This window comes from Geminisphaera colitermitum TAV2, assembly GCF_000171235.2.
Classification (GTDB): domain Bacteria; phylum Verrucomicrobiota; class Verrucomicrobiia; order Opitutales; family Opitutaceae; genus Geminisphaera; species Geminisphaera colitermitum.
Genome location: NZ_ABEA03000152.1, coordinates 1 through 20,664, shown reverse-complemented (window position 1 = coordinate 20,664; position 20,664 = coordinate 1). Strand labels below are relative to the sequence as shown.

Genomic DNA, 20,664 nt, shown 5'->3' with positions numbered 1-20,664 from the left:
AATTTTTAATTCTTAATTTTTAATTCTTAATTGCCGCCTACGCGGCTCAGGTCGCGGGCGTTGGCTTCGAAGGCGGCCATGATGGCGTCGTCGCCGGTGAGTCCCTCGGACCTGGCGTCCTCGATGCGTTCGAGCATGCGCTTGTAGTCCTTGGGCATGACTTTGACGAACTTGGGAAGCATGGCGTCCCAGGCGTCGAGAACGCGGCGGGCGAGGACGCTGCCGGTGTAGCCGGCGTGGTTTTCGATGAGGGAGCGGAGTTCGGCGGCCTCGGCGGGTGTATCCACTTTTTCAAGATGCACCATGCCGGCGTTGATGCTGGCGGCGAAGCCGCCGTGTTCGTCAAGGACGTAGGCGACGCCGCCCGACATGCCGGCGGCGAGGTTGCGGCCGGTGGGGCCGAGGATGACGACGCGCCCGCCGGTCATGTATTCGAGGCCGTGGTCGCCGACGGCTTCGACAACGGCGGTGGCTCCGGAGTTGCGCACGCAGAAGCGTTCGCCGGCCATGCCGCCGACGTAGAGTTCGCCGGAGGTGGCGCCGTAGAGGGCGACGTTGCCGGCAATGATGTTTTTCGAGGGGTCGAAGGTGGCGTCGGTCGGGGGGCGGATGATGATGCGTCCGCCGGACAGGCCTTTGCCTACGTAGTCGTTGGCGTCGCCGTGGAGGCGGAAGGTCATGCCGGGGGGGAGGAAGGCGCCGAAGGACTGGCCGGCGGAGCCGTTGAAACGGATGTCGATGGTGTCGTCGGGCAGGCCGGCGGCGCCCCACTTGCGCGTGACTTCGCTGCCGGTGATGGTGCCGACGACGCGGTTGATGTTGCGCACGGGCAGCTCGGCAACGACTTTCTCGCGGCGCTCAATGGCAGGGCGGCTGATGTCGAGAAGGGTCATTACGTCGAGCGATTTTTCGAGTCCGTGGTCCTGTGGAATCTGGCAATGGCGGCCGACTTCGGGGCCGGAGTCGGGGACGTAAAGGATGTTGGAAAAATCGAGTCCCTTCGCCTTCCAGTGGTCAACGGCCTGGCGGGCTTCGAGGCGGTCAACGCGGCCCACCATTTCCGCGATGGTGCGGAAGCCGAGCTTCGCCATGAGTTCACGCACTTCGGTGGCGATGAAGGTCATGAAGTTGACGACGTGCTCGGGTTTGCCGGTGAAGTTTTTGCGCAGGCGCGGGTCCTGCGTGGCGACACCGGCGGGGCAGGTGTTGAGCTGGCAGGCGCGCATCATGATGCAGCCGGTGGAGACGAGGGCGGTGGTGGCGAATCCGAACTCTTCCGCGCCGAGGAGGGCGGCGATGACAACGTCGCGGCCGGTCTTGAGCTGTCCGTCGGTCTCGACGGCGATGCGGCTGCGGAGGTTGTTGAGGACGAGGGTCTGGTGCGTCTCGGCGAGGCCGAGTTCCCAGGGGAGGCCGGCGTGCCAGATGGAGTTGAGGGGGGAGGCGCCGGTGCCGCCGTCGTGTCCTGAAATAAGCACTACGTCGGCGTGGGCTTTCGATACGCCGGCGGCGATGGTGCCGACGCCGACTTCGGCCACGAGCTTGACGCTGATGCGGGCGTCGCGGTTGGCGTTCTTGAGGTCGTGAATGAGTTCGGCGAGATCCTCGATGGAATAGATGTCGTGGTGGGGGGGGGGGGAGATGAGGCCGACGCCGGCGGTGGTGTGGCGGGTGCGCGCGACCCAGGGATACACCTTGGCGCCGGGGAGCTGGCCGCCTTCGCCGGGCTTGGCGCCCTGGGCCATTTTGATTTGGATTTCGCGGGCGCTGACGAGGTATTCGCTGGTGACGCCGAAGCGGCCGGAGGCGACTTGCTTGATGGCGGAGTTTTTTGAGTCGCCGTTGGGCAGGGGCGTGAAGCGGGCGGGGTCTTCGCCGCCTTCGCCAGTGTTGGATTTGCCGCCGAGCCGGTTCATGGCGATGGCAAGGGTCTCGTGCGCTTCCTGCGAGATGGAGCCGTAGGACATGGCGCCGGTCTTGAAGCGGCGGACGATGGATTCGATGGACTCGACTTCGTCGATGGGGATGGCGTCGGAGGGTTTGAAGTCGAGCAGACCGCGCAGGGTGCAGAGGTTTCTGGCCTGGTCGTCGATGAGGCGTGTGTAGTTTTTGAATACACCGTAGTCGCCGGTGCGGACGGATTTTTGCAGGGAGTGGATGGACTCGGGGTTGAAGAGGTGATACTCGCCGGAGTCGCGCCACTTGAACTGTCCGCCGGGGGGGAGGGCGGGGTCCTGGGTGGCGACTGCGCCGCGCGGGTCGAAGGCGGCGCGGTGGCGGTGGAGGATTTCCTCGGCGACGGTGTCGAGGCCGATGCCGCCGATGCGCGACGGGGTCCAGGTGAAGTAGAGGTCGATGACTTCCTGGCTGAGCCCGACGGCTTCGAAGACTTGCGCGCCGCGGTAACTCTGGATGGCGGAGATGCCCATCTTGGACATGACTTTGACGACGCCTTTGGCGGCGGCTTTCACGAAGTTTTTGCAGGCGGTCTTGTGATCGAGGCCGGGGAGCAGGTCCTGGTGGATGAGGTCGTCGATGGTCTCGAAGGCGAGGTAGGGGTTCACGGCGCTGACGCCGTAGCCGATGAGCAGGGCGAAGTGGTGCACCTGACGGGCTTCGCCGGTTTCAATGACGAGGCTGACCTGGGTGCGGAGTCCTTCGCGGATGAGGTAATGGTGGAGGCCGGCGACGGCGAGAAGGGCGGGAATGGGGGCGTTGTCCTTGTTGACGCCGCGGTCGCTGAGGATGAGGACGCTGACTTCGTCCTCGGTGATGAGGCGGCGGGCCTGCTGGAAGAGGTCGTCCATGGCGCGGGTGAGCGCCTTCTCACCGCGGACGACGCGGAAGTGAATGGGGAGCGTGGCAACCTTGAGGCCGGGGAGTTGCATGCGGCGGATTTTGGCAAGTTCGTCGTTGGTAAGGACGGGCCAGTCGAGTTCGACGCGGCGGCAGGCGGAGGGGAGCGGGTTGAGGAGGTCGCCTTCGGTGCCGAGACGGGTTTCGGCGGAGGTGATAATTTCTTCGCGGATACAGTCGATGGGGGGGTTGGTGACCTGGGCGAAGAGTTGCTTGAAGTAGTCGTAGAGGAGGCGGGGCTGGTTGGAGAGGACGGCGAGGGGCGTGTCGTTGCCCATGGAGCCGACGCCTTCGACGCCGTCGCGCGCCATGGGCGAGAGGACGATGCGTTCGTCTTCGTAGGTGTAGCCGAAGGCGAGCTGGCGCTGCTTGAGGGTGTCGGGATCGGGCGTGGGGAGGTCGGGCGCGTCGGGGAGGTCCTTGAGGTGGACGAGGTGGTCTTTCAACCATTGCTGGTAGGGATACTCGGCGGCGAGTTGGTCCTTCACCTGTTCGTCGTCGAGGATGCAGCCTTTGAGCGTATCCACCAAAAACATACGGCCTGGCTGGAGGCGGCCTTTGGTGGCGATTTCGGAGGCGGGGATGCCGTCGAGGACGCCGGCCTCGGAGGCGAGGACGACGAGGTCGTCCTTGGTGATATAGTAGCGGGCGGGGCGGAGTCCGTTGCGGTCAAGGATGGTGCCGATGAGCTTGCCGTCGGTGAAGACGATGGCGGCGGGACCGTCCCAGGGTTCCATGAGGCAGGCGTGGTATTGGTAAAAGGCGCGCCGGGCGGGGTCCATGGTCTTGTGGTTGGACCAGGGTTCGGGGATCATCATCATGGCGGCGTGAGGGAGGGAGCGTCCGGCGAGGTGGAGGAGTTCGAGGGTGTTGTCGAACATGGCCGAGTCGCTGCCGTTGGGGTTGATGACGGGGAGGATTTTTTTGATGTCGTCGCCGAAGAGTTCGGAGGAGAAGAGGGCCTGGCGGGCGTGCATCCAGTTGACGTTGCCGCGCAGGGTGTTGATTTCGCCGTTGTGGGCGATGTAGCGATAGGGGTGGGCGCGGTCCCAACTGGGGAAGGTGTTGGTGGAAAAACGGGAGTGGACGAGCGCGATGGCGGTCTTGAAGTCGGGTTCGCGCAGGTCGAGGAAGTATTCGTTGAGCTGGGTGGTGAGCAGCATGCCCTTGTACACGATGGTGCGCGAGGAGAGGCTGGGTTGATACCACATGTCGGCGCCGCCGAGTCCTTCGCTGACGACTTCGTGCGAGGCACGCTTGCGGATGACGTAGAGCTTGCGCTCGAAGGCGAGTTCGTCGGTGACCTTGGGGGAGCGTCCGATGAAGATCTGGCGAATGAAGGGTTCGCAGGACTTGGCGGTGTCGCCGAGCATGGAGTTGTTGGTGGGAACGGTGCGCCAGCCGAGGAAGATCTGGCCTTCGCTGCGGATGATCTGGGCGAGGTGGTCTTCGAGTTTGCGGCGCTTGGTGGGATTGCGCGGGAGGAAGACGAGGCCGGTGCCGTAGTGGCCGCGCCCGGGAAGGGTGATGCTGACGGACTTGCAGACGCGGACGAGAAATTCGTGCGGGATTTGCAGGAGCATGCCGGCGCCGTCGCCGGTGTTGGTTTCGCTGCCGGTGGCGCCGCGGTGGTCGAGTTTTTCGAGGACTTCGAGGCCTTGCTCAACGATGCGGTGGGTGGCGCGGCCCTTGATGTCCACGACGAAGCCGACGCCGCACGCGTCGTGCTCAAACCAAGGGTCGTAGAGGCCTTGTTTGCCGGGACGCAGGGAGGTCGTCGAACACGCGGCGGAGGACGCAGCGTGGCGGGCGGCGGGAGCGTGCGGGCTCGTGAGGGCGGCAGGCGTCGCGGGAGCGCCGGAGGGCGCGCACGCAGCAGCGGAGGCGGTGTGGTCGGTCAACTGAGTCTTCACGGGAAAGTGTGGCAGGTCGTGGTGGTGGTCGGTGTGGTCGGCGCCTTGGTCGGTTGGGCGCATGGGACCCGGGCGGCAGGCGCGGGTTTGAGTTGGGAAGAGTTTTTAATGGAGGTTGTTAATCATGCTTTGCTCGGGTCCAAAAAAGCCGACCTCGGAAAAAGAGGCCGGCCATGAGCTGAAAGAAATTCAACGCAGTGAAAGATGGGGGGGTGCCAGTGACAGTAAGAAGTATCCACGTGTGGTAGTGAGGAATGAGCCGGAGAGGAGGGCGGTGGTTAAGGCGAACTTGCCAAAGGCGAGCGAGACATGGCGAAGAATTGGAGAGCGGCTTGCGACTTAGAAGAAGCGGATGGTTTTGGCGGCCATTTGGGTGTGCTCTTCGTCGGAGCAGCCGGCGTTGGTTGGAGCGTCGGTCGGTTCGGCGCTGGGTCTTACGAGACCATTGGAGAGCAGATAGTTTTCGACTTCCTCACCGGAGACATCAGCGAGCATGACACCATCCACCTCGACGCAGGGGGAGAGGGGCTGGCCGGATTTTTGCACCATCTCCGCGTAGTTGTCGCGGTTGTTGATGATGTCGATGTCCTCATATTCAAGACCGTACTTGCGCATGATGGAACGGACTCCGTTGGACCACCCGCAATACGGTTTGAGATAGGCTTTGATCTTCATGCTTGGACTATAGTCGTGAGGACAAGGGTGCCAACTTGTAGGAGAGGAAATCCGGCATTCAAGCGAAAGTTCCTGTATGTCGATATTGCATGATTGCGGCAAAATGGTCGCGGAATCCGACCGTTGGGCCGAACGTCAAAATCGCAGGCGCTGGTTTTCGTGTCCGCAATGAGGGCAGCGGCCTTGCTCGTTTTCACCTTGGATGGCGTAGAGGTGACCGCACTTTACGCAGTGGAATGACACCTGCCGCCGTTCGGCCTCAAAGCGTGCGTGGTCGCGGCGGTCATAATAAATCCACAGGCCGAGAAACACCATCGCGACGAGCAGGCAATAAATGGCGGTGGCAACATTGAGATCCATAATTGGCGGAAATGAGAATGGCGAAAGATGGCTGACGGCTGAAGGTGGACGATGCAACCCAAAGTAATGTCAAACACCGGAGGGCGGGTCTCCTGACCCGCCGACGAGGCTCGCGTCAGCGAGCCTCGCTCATCCGGAAGGCGCGGCTGCGCCGCGTCTGGCGGGCCGGGTGACGCGGATGGATAGCGCGGCCATCGCCGGTATGCAAACTTCGCGCTTTCCACACGGTCCGCTCCTCCGTGTGCTTGAGAGCATGAAGTTGCACGTCATCCCGGCGGGGCCCATCCGCACCAACGCTTACCTGCTCACCCAAGCCTCGTCCGGCGAGGCCATCCTTATCGACGCGCCGGAAGGCGTCTGGGCCGACGTCGCGCCCATTCTGCAGAAGGAGAACTGCAAGCTGCGCGAACTCTGGCTCACTCATGGACACTGGGACCACATGCAGGGCGGCGCCGAAGTCGTGGAAAAAAGCGGCGCCCTCGTCCGCGCCCACGAAGACGACCGCGTGCTGATCGAGACGCCCGAGGTGATGGACGGCTTTCTCGGCCCCGGCGTGCCAGTGCGCGCGATGAAGATCGACGCCGTGGTGACGCAAGGCGACCGCCTGCGCGCCTTTGGCATCGAGGCCGAGGTGCGTCACGTGCCGGGACATTGTCCGGGCAACGTGTTGTTTTATTTCGCGCCGATGGGCGCGGCGTTTGTCGGCGACGCGCTTTTTGCCGGCAGTGTGGGCCGCACCGATTTGCCGGGCGGCAGCAGCGAGCAACTTGCCCGCTCGGTCCGTACACAAATCTACACCCTGCCCAACGAAACGCAGGTCTTCCCCGGTCACGGCGGACCGACCACCGTGGGCAAGGAGCGTGAAAGCAACCCATTCGTGCGCGGGTGATTTTTCCTCCTGACCACTCATGGGAGGTTCTGAAAATTCCTTTCCCAATCCAAAAAACCAACCGCGAATGGCCGCGAATGAACACGAATAAAACCAACTGTCTCCGCTGCCTCTGTCTTTATTCGCGTTCATTCGCGGCCATTCGCGGTTGTCTCGTCTGCTTCGGTTTTGGCTCAGCCAACCTATGCGTATTCGTGATTTAAAAAATGCCCTCCTCCAGCCACTCCTCCTCCGTCCCTGATCCAGACCACCCGCACTCGGGGGGGGGGGGGGAGGGGGCCACGCGTCGCGCGCGCCGCTTGTGGCGCAGTCGCTGGCTGGCGGTTGCGCTGTTGCCGCTAGCCATGACGTGGGCGCTGCTCGACCACACCGGCGTGCTGCAACCGCTCAAGGATGCCACGCTCGACTGGCGGTTTCGCTGGCGCGGTCCGATCCACGCCGCCGTCAATGTCGTGTACGTGGACATTGATTCGCCGTCGATCAACGCGCTGGGTAACTTCCCCTGGGACCACAAACTCTTTGCCAGTGTGTGCGAACCGCTCGTCAAGGAAGCTGGCGTCAAAGCCATCGGCATCGACGTTGTGATGTCGGAGGCGGGCATGCCGCAGATTGCCAACCGCAAGACGTGGGCCGCCGGACACGAGGCGTTTGGAAAATTCCTATTCGGCGACCCGTTCGCCAATCCCCCCCTCCCCCCCCCCCCCGTGGCGCTCGGCGCATCCTACCTGAGCGCGGTGCGGCGCGACGCCGAGATGGACCCGCTGCCCGGCGAAATCCCGCCGCCCGACGGTGTGGCGACAGTGCCGCCCGAACGCCCCATGTGGCGCGATGCGGAGGGCAACCAACGCCCCGCCCCCTACTACGGGCTCATCGACACGCTCAACAACAACACCCGCACCGTCCCCCTGTTTGCTCCGCTGCCCGAAGGCGGACGCGTCCTGCATCTGTCGCTGGAACTGGCGCGGCTCTACTGGGGCGTGTCCAGGGACGATGTCACCATCACGCCTGACTACGTCGAACTGCGCCGCCCGGTCGGGACGGGAGCCAGAACTGGAATCGCATCCAAAATCCGGATACCGATGGTCGGGGGCCAGTATTTCCACATCAACTGGTTTTCACCCTGGGAGTCGGCGGGGCAGAATGCGCGCGTAAGTTTTTCGGATGTTTTTCTGTATTCACAGATGCTGCATTCGGAGGACGAGGACGAGCGGCTGGCGGCGCGGGAGTTTTTTGCGCAGGATGGATTTCATGACGCGGTGATCCTGATCGGCGCGACTGATCCGTTGATGCACGATCTGGAAACGACGCCCTTTGACCTGTTTCCCGTTCCCAAGGTCGGCGTCTATGGCAACGCCCTCAAAACCCTCGTTTCCGGACGCTTTCTTCGCTTTGCCCCGCCGTGGTCCATGTGGGCGATCACGGGTGTGCTCGCCTATCTGCTCACGCGCGGGCTTGCCGGTGCGCAGCGACTGCCGGTGCGGATTACCTCGCTGCTGCTGGTCGCGGGTTATGTGGCGGCGGCGTTCGTGGTGTTTGCAGAGTTCGACCTCGTGCTGCCGCTGGCCGGGCCCGTGGGCGGGGCCTTGACGGCGGGCTTCGTCGGCCTCGGCGTGCAGGTCGTCATCGAGCAACGCCAGCGCAGCCGTTTGCAAAACATGTTTGGCACCTACGTGTCGCCGAGCGTCGTGAAACAGATTTTGGAGAGTGGCAAGGAGCCGCGCCTTGGCGGCGTGGAGGAGGAAATCACCGCCTATTTCAGCGACGTGCAACTCTTCGCCTCCGCGTCGGAAAAACTGGCGCCCACGCAACTCGTGGAGTTGATGAACGAATACCTGAGCGCGTGTACCGACGTGGTGCAGGCCGAGTCCGGCACGCTCGACAAGTTTGTGGGCGACGCCGTTGTCGCCATGTTTGGCGCCCCCGTGCCGTTGCCCGACCATGCGCACCGCGCCTGCCTCGCCGCCGTGCGCGCGCAGCAACGCACCGCGGAGTTGCGCGAACGCTGGTCGCGCCAGACGGCCTCGAAGTGGCCGGTCGAGGTGCTTGGCATGAGAACGCGCATCGGCCTCAACAGCGGCCCCGCCGTGGTGGGCAACATGGGCAGCCGTTCGCGTTTCAACTACACCATGATGGGCGACACCGTGAACCTTGCCGCGCGTCTCGAATCCGCCGCCCGTCACTGGGGCGTGTTTACGTTGTGCACCGAGGCCACGCGCGCCGGTTGCGAAGCCGTGGAGCCGGGCCGCGTGGTGTTTCGCGCGCTCAACAAGATCGTGGTCAAGGGCCGCACGCAGCCGGTGGACGTTTACGAAGTTGTGGGCCTGCGCGAACAACTCTCCGCCGACACGCTGGAGTGCGTGCAGATTTTTGGAGAGGGCCTGCGCCGCTACCATGCGCGCGACTGGGAGGGGGCCAAAAAACTCTTTTCCCAAAGCGTTCGCCTGGAACCCAACAAACCCGGTGAGAATCCCGGCGTGATTCTGAACCCGTCGCTCGCCTTGCTGGAGATGGTCCGCGAATTGGAGGACCACCTCCCCCTCGGCGATTGGGACGGCAGCCTCACCCTGCGGCAGAAGTAGGAAGCAGGGCAGGGGGGGGGGGGGGGATCTAACTCCACTGTTTCAACGTTTTCTCCGCCCGTAAATCTTCACCAACCGAGCCGCCACGTCGCGCATCTCTGCAACCAATTCCGGCGGTTCGATCACCCGCGCGCGCTCGCCCCAGCCGAGCACCCAACGACGAACTTCATCGGTGTTGCGCACACGCAATTCCAACTCGATCCCCTTGCTTGAGCCGTCCGCGTTGGTCCTCTCCGTGATGACCTGCGAGGTGTGCCAAAACCGTTCGCGCACAAGGTCGCTCGCGTAGCTGTCAAACGCAATGCGCACCCGCACCGTGCCGCCGTCGCCTTCGCCGCGCAACATGCCGAAGCTGTCGCCAAAATACTTTTCGGGCGAGAAATCCGGATCGCGCACGAACTGGTGTTTTGTTGTCTTGAAATCGTGGATACGCGGCAGTGCGAACGTCCGCATTGCCTGCCGGTCCAGGTCGTGCCCCACCAGATACCACATGCCGCCGATGCAGGCCAGATGGTAGGGCTGCACCCGGCGGAGTTCCGGCCCGTAGTCGTCGGGCTTCTGATACAAAAATGTGGATTCCTCGCATTTCAGCACCGCCCGGCTCGCCGCCGTGAAAACTGCCGTGTTCACCGCCGCCATCCCGACGTTCCGAAACGAAATTGCTCCGGGCAAACCAGCCCCCGATGCCGAAAAACTCACCACATCGCCCAGCCCCGCCGTGAGCTTGGCGAACGCCCGCTCCAGCGTGTGCGCGTAAGGAGTTCCCCGATACGCCTCCACCGCCTGCCGCGCCACCATCAGCGCCAGCAATTCTCCCTCGGTGATCTGCATGAGGGGAAGATTCGCCACGGCTTCCGTGTAGAAAAAACCGCCGCGCACCGGATCATACTCCGACACCGGCAACTCCAGCCGGTCGCGCATGAACGCGAGGTCGCGCCGGATCGTCTTGTCGTTCACTTCGAGCGCATTTGCCAGTTTCAACGCATTGACCGCCTTCCCTCCGGCGAGCGCGGCATGGATTGCCTGGATACGCTCCAACTGCGCCCCGGTGTGCAGCATCTCGCGTCTGCCCGGTGAGGAGGGAGTTTTGGTCATCCGGGCCTTGGTTTGGACGGGGCGTGTTCTTTTTTTCATTTTTTCAAAATATTCCAAGCACCTGGACACGCGATGTCCACCCTGACCGTTAAAGTGACCTCCGTGAAAACGTCATGGTTACTCCAACAATATTTCCCAACCCGCCAAACCAACCGCGAATGGACACGAATGGACGCGAATAAAAATACAATGACCTAACCCGGCAGAGCCGGAACCAAAAAAACAACCAAGGATAATTGTAACTAAGCATAAATAAGCATCTTATGTCTTATTTCATTCGCGACCATTCGCGTTCATTCGCGGTTTAAAACTCTGCAAAAATGAACCTCGTCATCTTCGATCTTGAAACCACCGGATTTTCTCCACGTTGGAACGACATCATCCAGATCGCCGCCGTGCGACTGGTGGATGGGCGCATTTCGGACGAGACGTTTTCCACCTACGTCAGCCCTCGCCGTCCGGTGCCTGATCACATCACCGAACTGACCGGCATCACCGACGCCGACGTCGCCGATGCGCCCGAAACCTCCGACGCCCTGCGGGCCTTTGCCCGTTTTGTTGGCGACGTTGGGCCGACCACGCTCGTTGCGCACAACGGACACCGCTTCGATATGCGCTTCATCGCGGAAAGCTGCACACTGCACGGACTCCCCATGCGCCCGATACGCTTCATTGACAGCATCTGGCTGTCGAAAAAACTCTGGCCCGCCGAGTCCCTGCACAACCTCGACGTGATCGTCGAACGCCTCGGCATCGAGACGGGGATAACCGGCCATCGCCGCCACGACGCCCGCGCCGACGTCCACCTGCTGGCGAACGCGGTAAGGCGCATGATTCAAAACCTTTTCCCGATCCCCCCTGCAAAGTGGCTCAAGGCCGAAACCTGCGAACATGATTTCGTCGCAGCCGCATAAGCTCCCCCTCTACGTCGCGGGGAAATTGGTGCGAAAAGGGAGAGGATGGACGCCGTTTGTCCACCCTGCCGGGTAAAATCATGCGCATCCTGAAATTTTCCACCGAGCATTTTCTTCCCTTCAGCCAATCAACCCTTCATTCGCACATGCATCTTTATACAGGCAAATTTGATCTCACGTTTACGGCCTTGCAGATTCCGTTTTTGGGAATCTGCTCTGGATTATTCGCAACAGGCGCATGGAAGGATGTGCCATGGACAGAGAACAGCGTAATCCTCGTTTTGAGTATCATTGGCGTTGTCTCGCTGGGGCTTTCTCTGATCCTTGCTTGCCGGGCCAATCGCAGCGCGTGGATGGCGTTACTCGTGTTTCCGCTAAAATACATTTACGCAACGGTTCTGATCGGACTGGGAATCATCGCCATCTGTGTTGGTGTGATTTTGTTTCCACAAGAGGTGAGGAATGAGAAGCATATATGGGAACACATGACAAAAACAGGAGGCGGCGCGGTGCTTCTAAGGTGTCTGGCTCGATGGAACCGAAGGCTTATCCGTCCTGTGGATATTCTTGAGGAGTCCGAACAGACATCGGATATGAACCCTGGCGGCGGCGAGGGTACGGGCGCGTTGCGCGATTGAGAAGAGAGAGCGAGAAGAGGCTAAAACAGAATCTGTGCAATTGGAACAGGGAGAAACGAATCAGGCCGAGCAGTTCCCACCTGGAGTCGCCCCTGAGCTATGCCCCTCCGCCTCCTGCCAAGAGCACCTACCAACTCATTTCGGGATAGATAGATGAATAAACAAACCTGATAACAAAAAATGAGCCAAATAATACAACGAGGCAGGGAACTGATCCGCATCAGCCCTGGTAACAGACAAAAACTGGAATCTTCCACCAACGATGGACGCTCTTGGATGACATGCTACCACGCTGGGCCATCCTATGGAGAATTCGAAGACCTGATGAACAACGGAAAGGAAATTCTGGCGACAACCTCCAAAGGCCTGCTTGTTTCCACCAGTGGTGGCAGGAGTTGGTCGAGAAGGCGCTAATCTGCCATCATATTCCGTCCCCGCTCTTCAGGGAGCGGGGAAACATACTTGAAAATAGTATCCAAACAATCAATGAGATATTGCCGTCCGTAGCAAGGTTGAAATCCAAAAACAATATCGAACGCCGCCACCATCGAAGTGAAATTTACCAAAAACGAAACCTGAAGAGAAATCGCAACCATGAATAAATAGATTAAGAAACCATTGAATGAATCAGAGAACATTTACATGAGCCCATCATATTCGATACAGGAGGACGCGGATACCCCGAAAATCCGACTTCGGCTTTACTGGCTATCCCCGCAGTTCCGGCTTGCCAGTTCCGAATCTGTCGGTATCCATGCGTCATAACTGCCTCTCTTCCACATTAAAACCAAGCTCCTTTTCATGACCTGTAAAACCGGAACCCGCAACTCCTCCCAACAACACTATTCGGAAGAAAACATGCTCAGAATCCAAAAGATATATCGCAATTTATTCAACAACTTGGAGCGCGATACCCAAGGAGATTTGAGAAAAAAAGAGCTAACGGCTTTTTACTACTATAAAGGGCGTAATTACAATGGCGAGCTACTTGTTGTTGGGCGCGCCGTAAATGGATGGACAGAGAAGTCTTATCGAATCAATCAATTAAAGCAGCAGGGAGTAATTAGAGAAATATTTGAAGAAATAATACCCCCCAAAGACGATTGCCTTTCAGACTGGGTGCAAGAATGCTGGGAAAATCGCGACCGCAAAGGATACAATACCCAAAGGTCAGCATTTTGGAGGACAATCAAGGGCATCGTAAACAAATCAAATATCTCAAACGAGGAAGATTGGGCATCTTCAATTGTCTGGAGCAATTTATACAAAATTTCTCCATTTGAAGGAGGAAATCCATCAGACTCCCTGTGCGAAAGAACAAGAAAAGATTGCATCAATATACTAAAGGCGGAAATCGAGATACTGAATCCTCGGCGGATTGTATTTCTAACAGGATCAGACTGGTTCGGTGATTTCGAAGAGGAATTGGAATTTAAAGACGACCGGGCTAAAAGGCATCCAATTGAAAAGTCCGGCAAGATTTTCAATGGTGCTCAAATCGTCGTGTTGCCTCATCCACAGGGTAAAAAAGAGAAACCACTTATTGACTCAGTCGCTAAGCATTTCCAAAAGAAAGCAGCTCGACAAGGCGATTGAATCTATGCCTATCATGGATTGTGCTAACGCGCATTCCGTGCCAGCCATACATAGTTTAGGGAGCTTCTAAGAATTACACAGAGGACACAGAGCAGGCACAGAGCTTGGGGAGGACTGTCCGATTATCGGATGTTTTTCCTGCAAGGTGATTTTTCTGTAAGTCATTTATTTTAAATAGAAAATCTTTGTTAACAGGAAAAAGTGAGGAGTCGTTTTGTCCTCCCATATCTCTGTGTTTGCTCTGTGTTCTCTGTGTAAATTTTCAATTTTCAGAACCTCCCGTAAGTAAATTACTCGTTAACTAAAGACAGATTCCTCCGTTTTTCTCGTAAGCCTTCTACTATAGTTCAGGGCGCCTTCATGTATCTTTCCGTAAGAGCCCAAAGATTTGCTCAAAATAGTGCGGAAAGTTATTAATACTTCCAAGTAGTAAGCGATTGTTCTTTAATCATCGTTCTCCCCCTCACACACACTATTGATAAGAGGGGGGAGACGTCTTTTAAGGGTAGCGAATACAATTTTCGTATGCAGAAAAAGGAAACAATCCCCAAAAGGATCATGGTTTCGTTGAACGTATTGAATGGCGAGTAATCATATTTACCCCAAATATTGGACTACTCAGTTTGCCCTGCTGGTCACTCCTCTTTCGGAGAGAACGTCAACTCGCATGTAAAGCCAGTGATCAGCTTTTCAAGTTCGCGGTGAAGTTCCTTCAGCCTGGTCGCGGTTTCAACGTATTCGGTTGACACCACTTGGGCTGCAGCAGGGTCTCCTGAAAGCAGCCAGTTCATGCTGGTAGTGAAGCGGAGCAATTCCCGGTTATCCGATGGACTCATGGCATCAAGGCAGGCCAGCGCCATGCGCTTATCCGTCTCCAGGCTGCAGGTCCCCGCAAGAGACCGCCACGCCCCGTCGTAATCGGGATGGTTACCGAGCGACTGCAACCAAGAAAAGGTGTCGGACACACCTTGCATGTAGGCCAAGTTGGACACCGTCTCCTTCACAAAAGCGGCGCGGACCTCCCCCACCGGCAGAGTCATGGCCAACGCTTGGGCTTGCTGCGGCTCCCATCGTGTCAGTTCCCGCGCCAGCACCTTCGCGGTATCCGCATCACGAGCCGCGCCCAATCGTTGAAATACGGACATGGCTCCCCCAAAAACGTGATTTCCGGCGAGGGCGGAAACCGCCTGTTTCAAAAACACTTGTTTCTGGGCGTCATCCCGGCCCACCGAATCAATCCAAGCCAGAACACCCCCGCTCCCTCCCATCTCCGCAAGGCTATAGATGATTTCCGCCCCGCTGGCATCCCCAAGCTTCCTGCTGTCGAGGTCACAGGATTCTGACAACTGCATCACGACATCCGTGGCGGCTACGTTATCGGTTCCGAACAACTCTCTCACATAATTGGCAAATTCCCAATCTTGCGGCCTCCAATCCCCTTTCGCAACCAAGCCTAGCAATGCATCGCCGACTGCGGTGGCGTCCGTGCGTATCCATACTTCGAGAACGGCATCTGGCATCGGGGAGAACACTTTCATGGATGCGTCCATGGCGTTCGCCGGATTGAGCCGTGCCCATCTGGTCAGGACGTATTGCCGGATCTCGGAGATTTCCCACCGCCTCTCCGCTTTCATATCCCCGTCTTCTTTCGGAAGCACCTGCTCAAACAGCGCCGCAAGATCTTTTTCATCGAGCTGATTCACCCAAACGCACAAGTCCATTTTTCGGGAAAGCTGGCCGGGCGCTTGCATGATCTGCTCCATCTGGAGACGGAGAATCGCGGTTCGCTCTTCACGGGAAAGCCCCTCCATTTCGTGTTGCCCGATCATGACGATAGCGCGGTCAGCGACTCCGGGCTGACCTTTTTGGTGAATGCTTCGCGAGAGCGGACGGGGGATGCGCCCGCCTTGCGGTTCGCAAGTCAAACGCCCGAGGGAAAAACCGAGGGCCAGCAGAAAGCACGAACCCGCTGCGAGGAAACTGGGAAATCGGGACATCTTTTTCATGATCGGGAAAGGCAGTTGTTATGTGTATTTATTTTTCAATATACCCACTTTACCTGGACAACTGGTGTCCACCGCGCGCTTCCCGGACGGGTTCCGTGTGATTTCCCGCCTACCGCAGCTTTCGTTCGCGGAGCATGGCGAAGATCACGGGGGTGACGACGAGGATGTGGACGAGCGAGGACAACATGCCGCCTACCACGGGCGCGGCAATGGGGCGCATGATTTCCACACCCGTCCGCGCACTCCAGAATATCGGGAGGAGCGAGGCAACCGTCGTCGCAACCGTCATGACTTTGGGGCGCAAGCGGAGGCGCGCACCGGCCTTGATGGCTTCGATGAGTTCGGCAGGCGTGAGAACAACAGGGGCACCGGGGGGGGGGGGGGGGAGGCGGGGCTTCGCCCCGAACGTCCAACATCCAACGTCGAACGCTCAACATCGAAGTCCGAACCAACAGAACCAGCGGAGACGGAGGCGGGCGTTTGGCGAAAAAAGCCCGCGCCACTTTCAGATGTTGGTGTGTTTTTGATGGTCTTTTGTTTGGCGGCGAGTTTGGCCTCCACGGCTTCTTCGAGGTAAACGACCATCACCACGCCGGTCTGGATCGCGGTGCCAAAAAGGGCGATGTAACCGACCCATACGGCCACGCTGAAATTGTATCCAAGAATCGATTGCAGGATCACGCCGCCAGTCAGCGCAAAGGGGACGGCCAGGATGACGTGCGCGGCTTCACTCACGCTGCGAAAGGTCATCACTAGCAGGATAAAAATAATGCCGATCACGGCGGGGAAAACATAGGCAAGCGTTTGCCGGGCGCGGATCTGGTTTTCGTATTGGCCGGAGTATTCGATCGTCATGCCGGGATCGAGACGGACGTCGCGTTCGACGCGTTCCTTGATTTCGTTGACGAAACCGCCGAGGTCGCGGTCTTGCACGTTGGCTTGCACGAAGACGCGGAGACGGCCGTTCTCGGAGGAGATTTCACTGGGGCCGATCACGCGGCGGAGATCGGCGACCTGGCGGAGTTGCACGAAGGGGCCGGAGGGCGTGGGGATGAGGAGGTCGCCGAGTTTTTCGATGTCGTCGCGGTCAGCGCGGTCGAGGCGCACTTGCACGGGCCAGCGTTCGCGTCCCTTGATCGTGGTCGTTACGGTGGAGCCGCCGATGCCGGTTTCGACGTAGCGAAAAACGTCTTCGACGCTCAGGCCGTAGCGTCCGAGTGCGGCGCGGTTGGCATGGATTTCCAAATACGGTTTGCCTTGCGAACGCGAGGGGGCGACGCCGGTGGCACCGGATATCGAGGTGATGACGCGTTCCACTTCAAAGGCTTTTTTCTGAATGGCATCGAGGTCGTCGCCAAAGATTTTCACGCCGACTTGCGCGCGAATGCCGGTGCTCGTCATGAGGATTCGGTTTTCGATGGGTTGCAGAAATCCGGGGACGTAGCCGGGGACTTGGGTGAGGCGCTGGCTGAGGTCGTCGATGATTTGTTGCTTGGTCATGCCGGCGGGCCACTGCGCGGGTGGTTTGAGCATGATGGTGGTTTCGATCATCTCGACGGGCGCGGGGTCGGTGGCGGTTTCGGCGCGTCCGAGTTTGCCGGCAACGGAGGCGACGGCGGGGTGTTCGCGCATGACTCGGTCTTGCCACGACATGATGCGTTTGACTTCGGTGAGCGAGGTGGCGGGGAGGAGCACGGGCATGAAGAGGAGAGAGCCTTCTTCGAGCGTGGGCATGAACTCGGTGCCGAAACCGGTGAGGTGCGCGGCGAGGCGGGGGGAGCGGGCGGCGATGGGGTCGCGCAGGGCGCGGGGAAGGCCGAAGGCGAGGACGCAGGCGGCGGCGAGCAGGACGAAGGCGAAGGTGAGGACTGTTTTGCGCCAGCGTAGTGCCCAATTCAATACGGGGTCGTAAATTTTGAGGAGGCCGCGCATGAGCCAGTTTTCGCTTTCGGGCTTGAAGGGGCCGCGCACGAGCCAGGTGCAGAATACGGGGACGGCCGTGATGGCGAGGAGGACGGCGGCGAGGAGTGCGAAGGATTTGGTGTAGGCGAGCGGGTGGAAGAGTTTGCCTTCCTGTCCGGTGAGCAGGAACACGGGGACGAAGGCGAGGATGATGATCATCATCGAAAAAAACATGGGGCGTCCGACTTGCGTGGCGGCGGTGAGGGTTTCGTGGAAAACTTCGGGCGGAGTGAGGCGGCGGCGCAGGTGTTCCTCGGCGCGTTCGCAGTGGCGGATGACGTTTTCCGTCATGACAATGCCGGCGTCCACGAGCACGCCAATGGAGATGGCAATGCCGGTGAGCGACATGATGTGCGAGGGGATGCCAAACTCTTTCATCAGGATAAACGAGATGAGGATCGAGGCGGGCAGGGGGAGGGTGACGATGAGGATGGAGCGGAAGTGAAAGAGGAACAATATGTGCGCGAGCGTCACGAGGATGATCTCTTCGATGAGCGCGCCTTTGAGGGTGTCGATGGCGCGCTGGATGAGGTCGCTGCGGTCGTAAAAGGGTTCGACGGTGACGCCTGCGGGGAGGCCGGAGCCGAGGGCGGCAATGCGGGTTTTGATGTCATGGATAACTTGATACGCGTTTTCGCCGTAACGCATGACGACGATGCCGCCGGCGACTTCTTGGCCGTCGATGTCGAGCGCGCCGCGGCGGAAGTCGCCGCCGATCTGCACGTGCGCGATGTCGCGCAGGTAGAGCGGGGTGCCGTCGCGCGCCTTGAGCGGGATGGTTTCGAGGTCGGTGAGCGTGGTCACGAGGCCGACGCCGCGCACGATGAACTCGGCGCCGTTTTCCTCAAGGGTCTTGCCACCGACGTTCATGTTGGAGGCGGCAACGGCGTCCATGATTTCGCCGAGTGTGAGGTCGTATTGTTTGAGTTTGAGGGAGGAGACATCGATTTGATACTGGCGCACGAAGCCGCCGATGCTGGCGACTTCGGCGACGCCGGGGACGGCGGCGAGTTGGTAGCGGACAAAGGTGTCTTGCAGGTTGCGGAGCGAACCGAGGTCGTGCGTGCCGGAGGCGTCCTTGAGGTAGTATTGGTAAACCCAGCCGAGGCCGGTGGCGTCGGGGCCGAGTCGTGCGGCGACGCCGCCGGGGAGGAGTTCGCCGAGGGAGTTGAGGCGTTCGAGGACGCGGGTGCGGGCAAAGTAGTTTTCGATGTTGTCGTTAAAAATGACGGTGAGAAAGGAGAAGCCGAACATGGAGGTGGCGCGCACGGTGCGCACGCCGGCGAGGCCTTGGAGCGAGACGGAGAGGGGGTAGGTGATCTGGTCTTCGACTTCCTGCGGGGAGCGTCCGGGCCAGTCGGCATAGACGATGACTTGGTTTTCCGAGAGGTCTGGTATCGCGTCCACGGGTACCGTGCGCAGGGCGACAAAGCCCCAGGCGCAGAGGGCGAGCAAGGCGGCCGCGACAATGAAGCGGTTGTGGAGCGACCAGTGGATGATGCGGGAGATCATGCGGAGAAAGTAGTTAGTAGTCAGTAGTCGGTAGTCAGTAGTCGGTAGTCGGTAGTCGGTAGGTGAGATTTGGTTTGGTGCATTTCTACTGGCTACTGACTACTGAATTCTGACTACTCGACAGTAGTTAGTAGTCAGTAGTCGGGAGTTTCACTTCTTCTCCGCATTCGAGCATGTCAGCGCCGAAGAAGGGATTTCGGATGTCGGGGCGGGATGTGCGTTGGAGCCAGCGGCCGGTGCCGAGTTCGGGAGTCATGGGGCATTGGTAGATGCGGATGCCGAGTCGCTGGAGTTCGGAGGCGGGGAGCGCGCGGACTTGGTCGGCAAGGGAGGTGCTGAAGCGTGCGAAGGCGGTGCGGGCGGTTTTGAGGTCAGTGGCGGCGTCGGCGGATGGTGCGAGCGCGGGGAGGTTGGCGGCGATTTTTTGGTAGGCAGGGAGATTGTCGTTGGCGAGGGCTTCGGCGGCGTCGGCGGCGGCATGGATGTGGGCGGGGGGGGGGGGAGGGTGGTTATGGGACGTGCCGAGTTGGGGCTCGGCGTTCCCAGCGGAGGGTATGTTCGCGCCGCTGATTTGTGCTTGTCCGTCGATGAGGAGTGCGCCTTCGGTGACGACGCGGTCGCCGGAGGCGAGTCCGGAGAGGACTTCATAAGCGGTGTCTCCGACGCGGCCGAGTTGGAGGGAGCGGGGTTCGTAGGTGGTGTTGTTGGAACCGGGTTTGGCGACCCAGGCGATGGGGTGGTCGCGGGTGTGAAGAACGGCGGTGCGCGGGACGAGAAGGGCATCGGGCGCGAGCGTGGCGGAGAGGCCGGCGTAGGCAGTCTGGCCGCGGCGAAGGGCGGCGTCGGTATTGTCGAGTTCGATACGGGCGCGGGCGGTGCGCGTGGCGGGATTGAGATTGGTGTCGATGTAGGCGATGGGAGCGGTCCAGGTGCGGCCGGGAGCAGAGGGGGTGGTTAGCGTTACGCGAGTCGGGGGGGGGGGGGGAGCGGGGCTTTGCCCCGAACGTCCAATATCCAACGCCGAACGTCCAACATCGAAGTTCGAACCAGTGGAGACGGTGGCGGTGGCGGGCGAGACGCCCGCGTCACGCTGAGGGGCAACGATTGCGGGCGGGACGCCCGCATCACTTCGTTGTAGGGGCTTCGCTTGCGAAGCCCGCGACTGCGTTTCGGCCTGCGAAGGCTCTTCTGGCATTCGTCTTCGATAAATCTGTCCGGCTGGCGCGGGCGTCGCAAGCGACGCCCCTACGGCGGGCGGGACGCCCGCGTCACTTGAGGCCGGCAGGATGCCGGCGGTCCCAGGCGCTGCCGCGCCAAGGGTGGCGGCGATGGTTTGTAAGGCGGTTTCGGATACGGCGGTGGCTTCGGCGAGGGATTCGGAATAAAGTTCGCGGGCTTCTTTCGCGGCGCGTTCAATGCAGGAGCCGGGCAGGATGTCGTGAAATTGATTGAAGAGTGTTTTTTTCCAGGCGCTTTCGAGCTCGGCGTGGGGATAGGCAGGGGGGGGGGCGTGGCGGGTGAGGAGGTGCGCGATGGCGGACCAGAGTTCGGCTTCGCGGAGTTGGACTTCGCAGAGGCGGTTGCCGCGTTTGAGGGCGGCTTGCGTGGTGTAGCAGCCACGGTGCGCGGGGAGATAGAGTTCGCCGGTGTAGGTGGGGAGGGGGGCGGG

The 20,664-nt window shown here is 60.1% G+C and carries 11 protein-coding genes and 1 pseudogene; 5 read left to right on the top strand and 7 right to left on the bottom strand.

Annotation, left to right across the window (positions count from 1 at the left end; all coding sequences use genetic code 11):
• Positions 1 to 26 precede the first annotated feature (26 nt).
• The 3 genes from gltB to OBACDRAFT_RS17030 form a co-directional block, all read right to left on the bottom strand.
• Entirely contained in the window at positions 27 to 4,769 is a 4,743-nt protein-coding gene (gltB, locus tag OBACDRAFT_RS17040; protein WP_043587744.1) for a glutamate synthase large subunit, read from the bottom strand.
• Between the two features lie 339 nt (positions 4,770 to 5,108).
• Entirely contained in the window at positions 5,109 to 5,444 is a 336-nt protein-coding gene (locus OBACDRAFT_RS17035; RefSeq protein ID WP_043587724.1) for a glutaredoxin family protein, read from the bottom strand.
• A gap of 135 nt (positions 5,445 to 5,579) precedes the next feature.
• On the bottom strand, positions 5,580 to 5,804 hold the full coding sequence (locus OBACDRAFT_RS17030; protein ID WP_043587723.1) for a TFIIB-type zinc ribbon-containing protein: 225 nt from the start codon (positions 5,802 to 5,804) through the stop codon (positions 5,580 to 5,582).
• Positions 5,805 to 6,006: 202 nt separating this feature from the next.
• Between OBACDRAFT_RS17030 and OBACDRAFT_RS17025 the strand changes: the two genes are divergently transcribed.
• Both OBACDRAFT_RS17025 and OBACDRAFT_RS17020 read left to right on the top strand, forming a co-directional pair.
• Complete coding sequence (locus tag OBACDRAFT_RS17025) at positions 6,007 to 6,693, top strand: MBL fold metallo-hydrolase (RefSeq protein WP_232767303.1); 687 nt, start codon at positions 6,007 to 6,009, stop codon at positions 6,691 to 6,693.
• A 206-nt stretch (positions 6,694 to 6,899) separates the two neighbouring features.
• On the top strand, positions 6,900 to 9,272 hold the full coding sequence (locus tag OBACDRAFT_RS17020; protein WP_081722151.1) for a CHASE2 domain-containing protein: 2,373 nt from the start codon (positions 6,900 to 6,902) through the stop codon (positions 9,270 to 9,272).
• Positions 9,273 to 9,314: 42 nt separating this feature from the next.
• Here the strand turns inward: OBACDRAFT_RS17020 and OBACDRAFT_RS17015 are convergent, their stop codons facing one another.
• Positions 9,315 to 10,406: a helix-turn-helix transcriptional regulator gene (locus tag OBACDRAFT_RS17015; protein ID WP_232767299.1), complete on the bottom strand. Its 1,092-nt coding sequence runs from the start codon at positions 10,404 to 10,406 to the stop codon at positions 9,315 to 9,317.
• A 281-nt stretch (positions 10,407 to 10,687) separates the two neighbouring features.
• On the opposite strand from OBACDRAFT_RS17015, the gene OBACDRAFT_RS17010 reads away from it, so the two are divergent.
• From OBACDRAFT_RS17010 to OBACDRAFT_RS27585, 3 genes are all read left to right on the top strand, one after another.
• Positions 10,688 to 11,281: a 3'-5' exonuclease gene (locus OBACDRAFT_RS17010; protein ID WP_043587721.1), complete on the top strand. Its 594-nt coding sequence runs from the start codon at positions 10,688 to 10,690 to the stop codon at positions 11,279 to 11,281.
• Positions 11,282 to 11,361: 80 nt separating this feature from the next.
• Positions 11,362 to 11,919 (top strand): hypothetical protein, encoded by a 558-nt coding sequence (locus OBACDRAFT_RS17005; RefSeq protein ID WP_043587719.1) that lies wholly within the window; start codon positions 11,362 to 11,364, stop codon positions 11,917 to 11,919.
• Positions 11,920 to 12,720: 801 nt separating this feature from the next.
• Positions 12,721 to 13,515, top strand: coding sequence for a uracil-DNA glycosylase family protein (locus tag OBACDRAFT_RS27585; RefSeq protein ID WP_112787784.1), 795 nt, complete (start codon positions 12,721 to 12,723; stop codon positions 13,513 to 13,515).
• Positions 13,516 to 14,150: 635 nt separating this feature from the next.
• Here OBACDRAFT_RS27585 and OBACDRAFT_RS17000 read toward each other — a convergent pair.
• The 3 genes and pseudogenes from OBACDRAFT_RS17000 to OBACDRAFT_RS25670 all read right to left on the bottom strand — a co-directional run.
• Positions 14,151 to 15,521, bottom strand: a complete 1,371-nt coding sequence (locus OBACDRAFT_RS17000) for a hypothetical protein (RefSeq protein WP_043587717.1) — start codon at positions 15,519 to 15,521, stop codon at positions 14,151 to 14,153.
• 109 nt (positions 15,522 to 15,630) lie between these two features.
• A pseudogene (locus OBACDRAFT_RS16990) lies at positions 15,631 to 18,995 on the bottom strand (efflux RND transporter permease subunit).
• Positions 18,996 to 19,122: 127 nt separating this feature from the next.
• On the bottom strand, positions 19,123 to 20,664 hold a 1,542-nt coding region (locus OBACDRAFT_RS25670), incomplete at its 5' end, for a permuted SH3 domain-containing protein (RefSeq protein ID WP_232767297.1).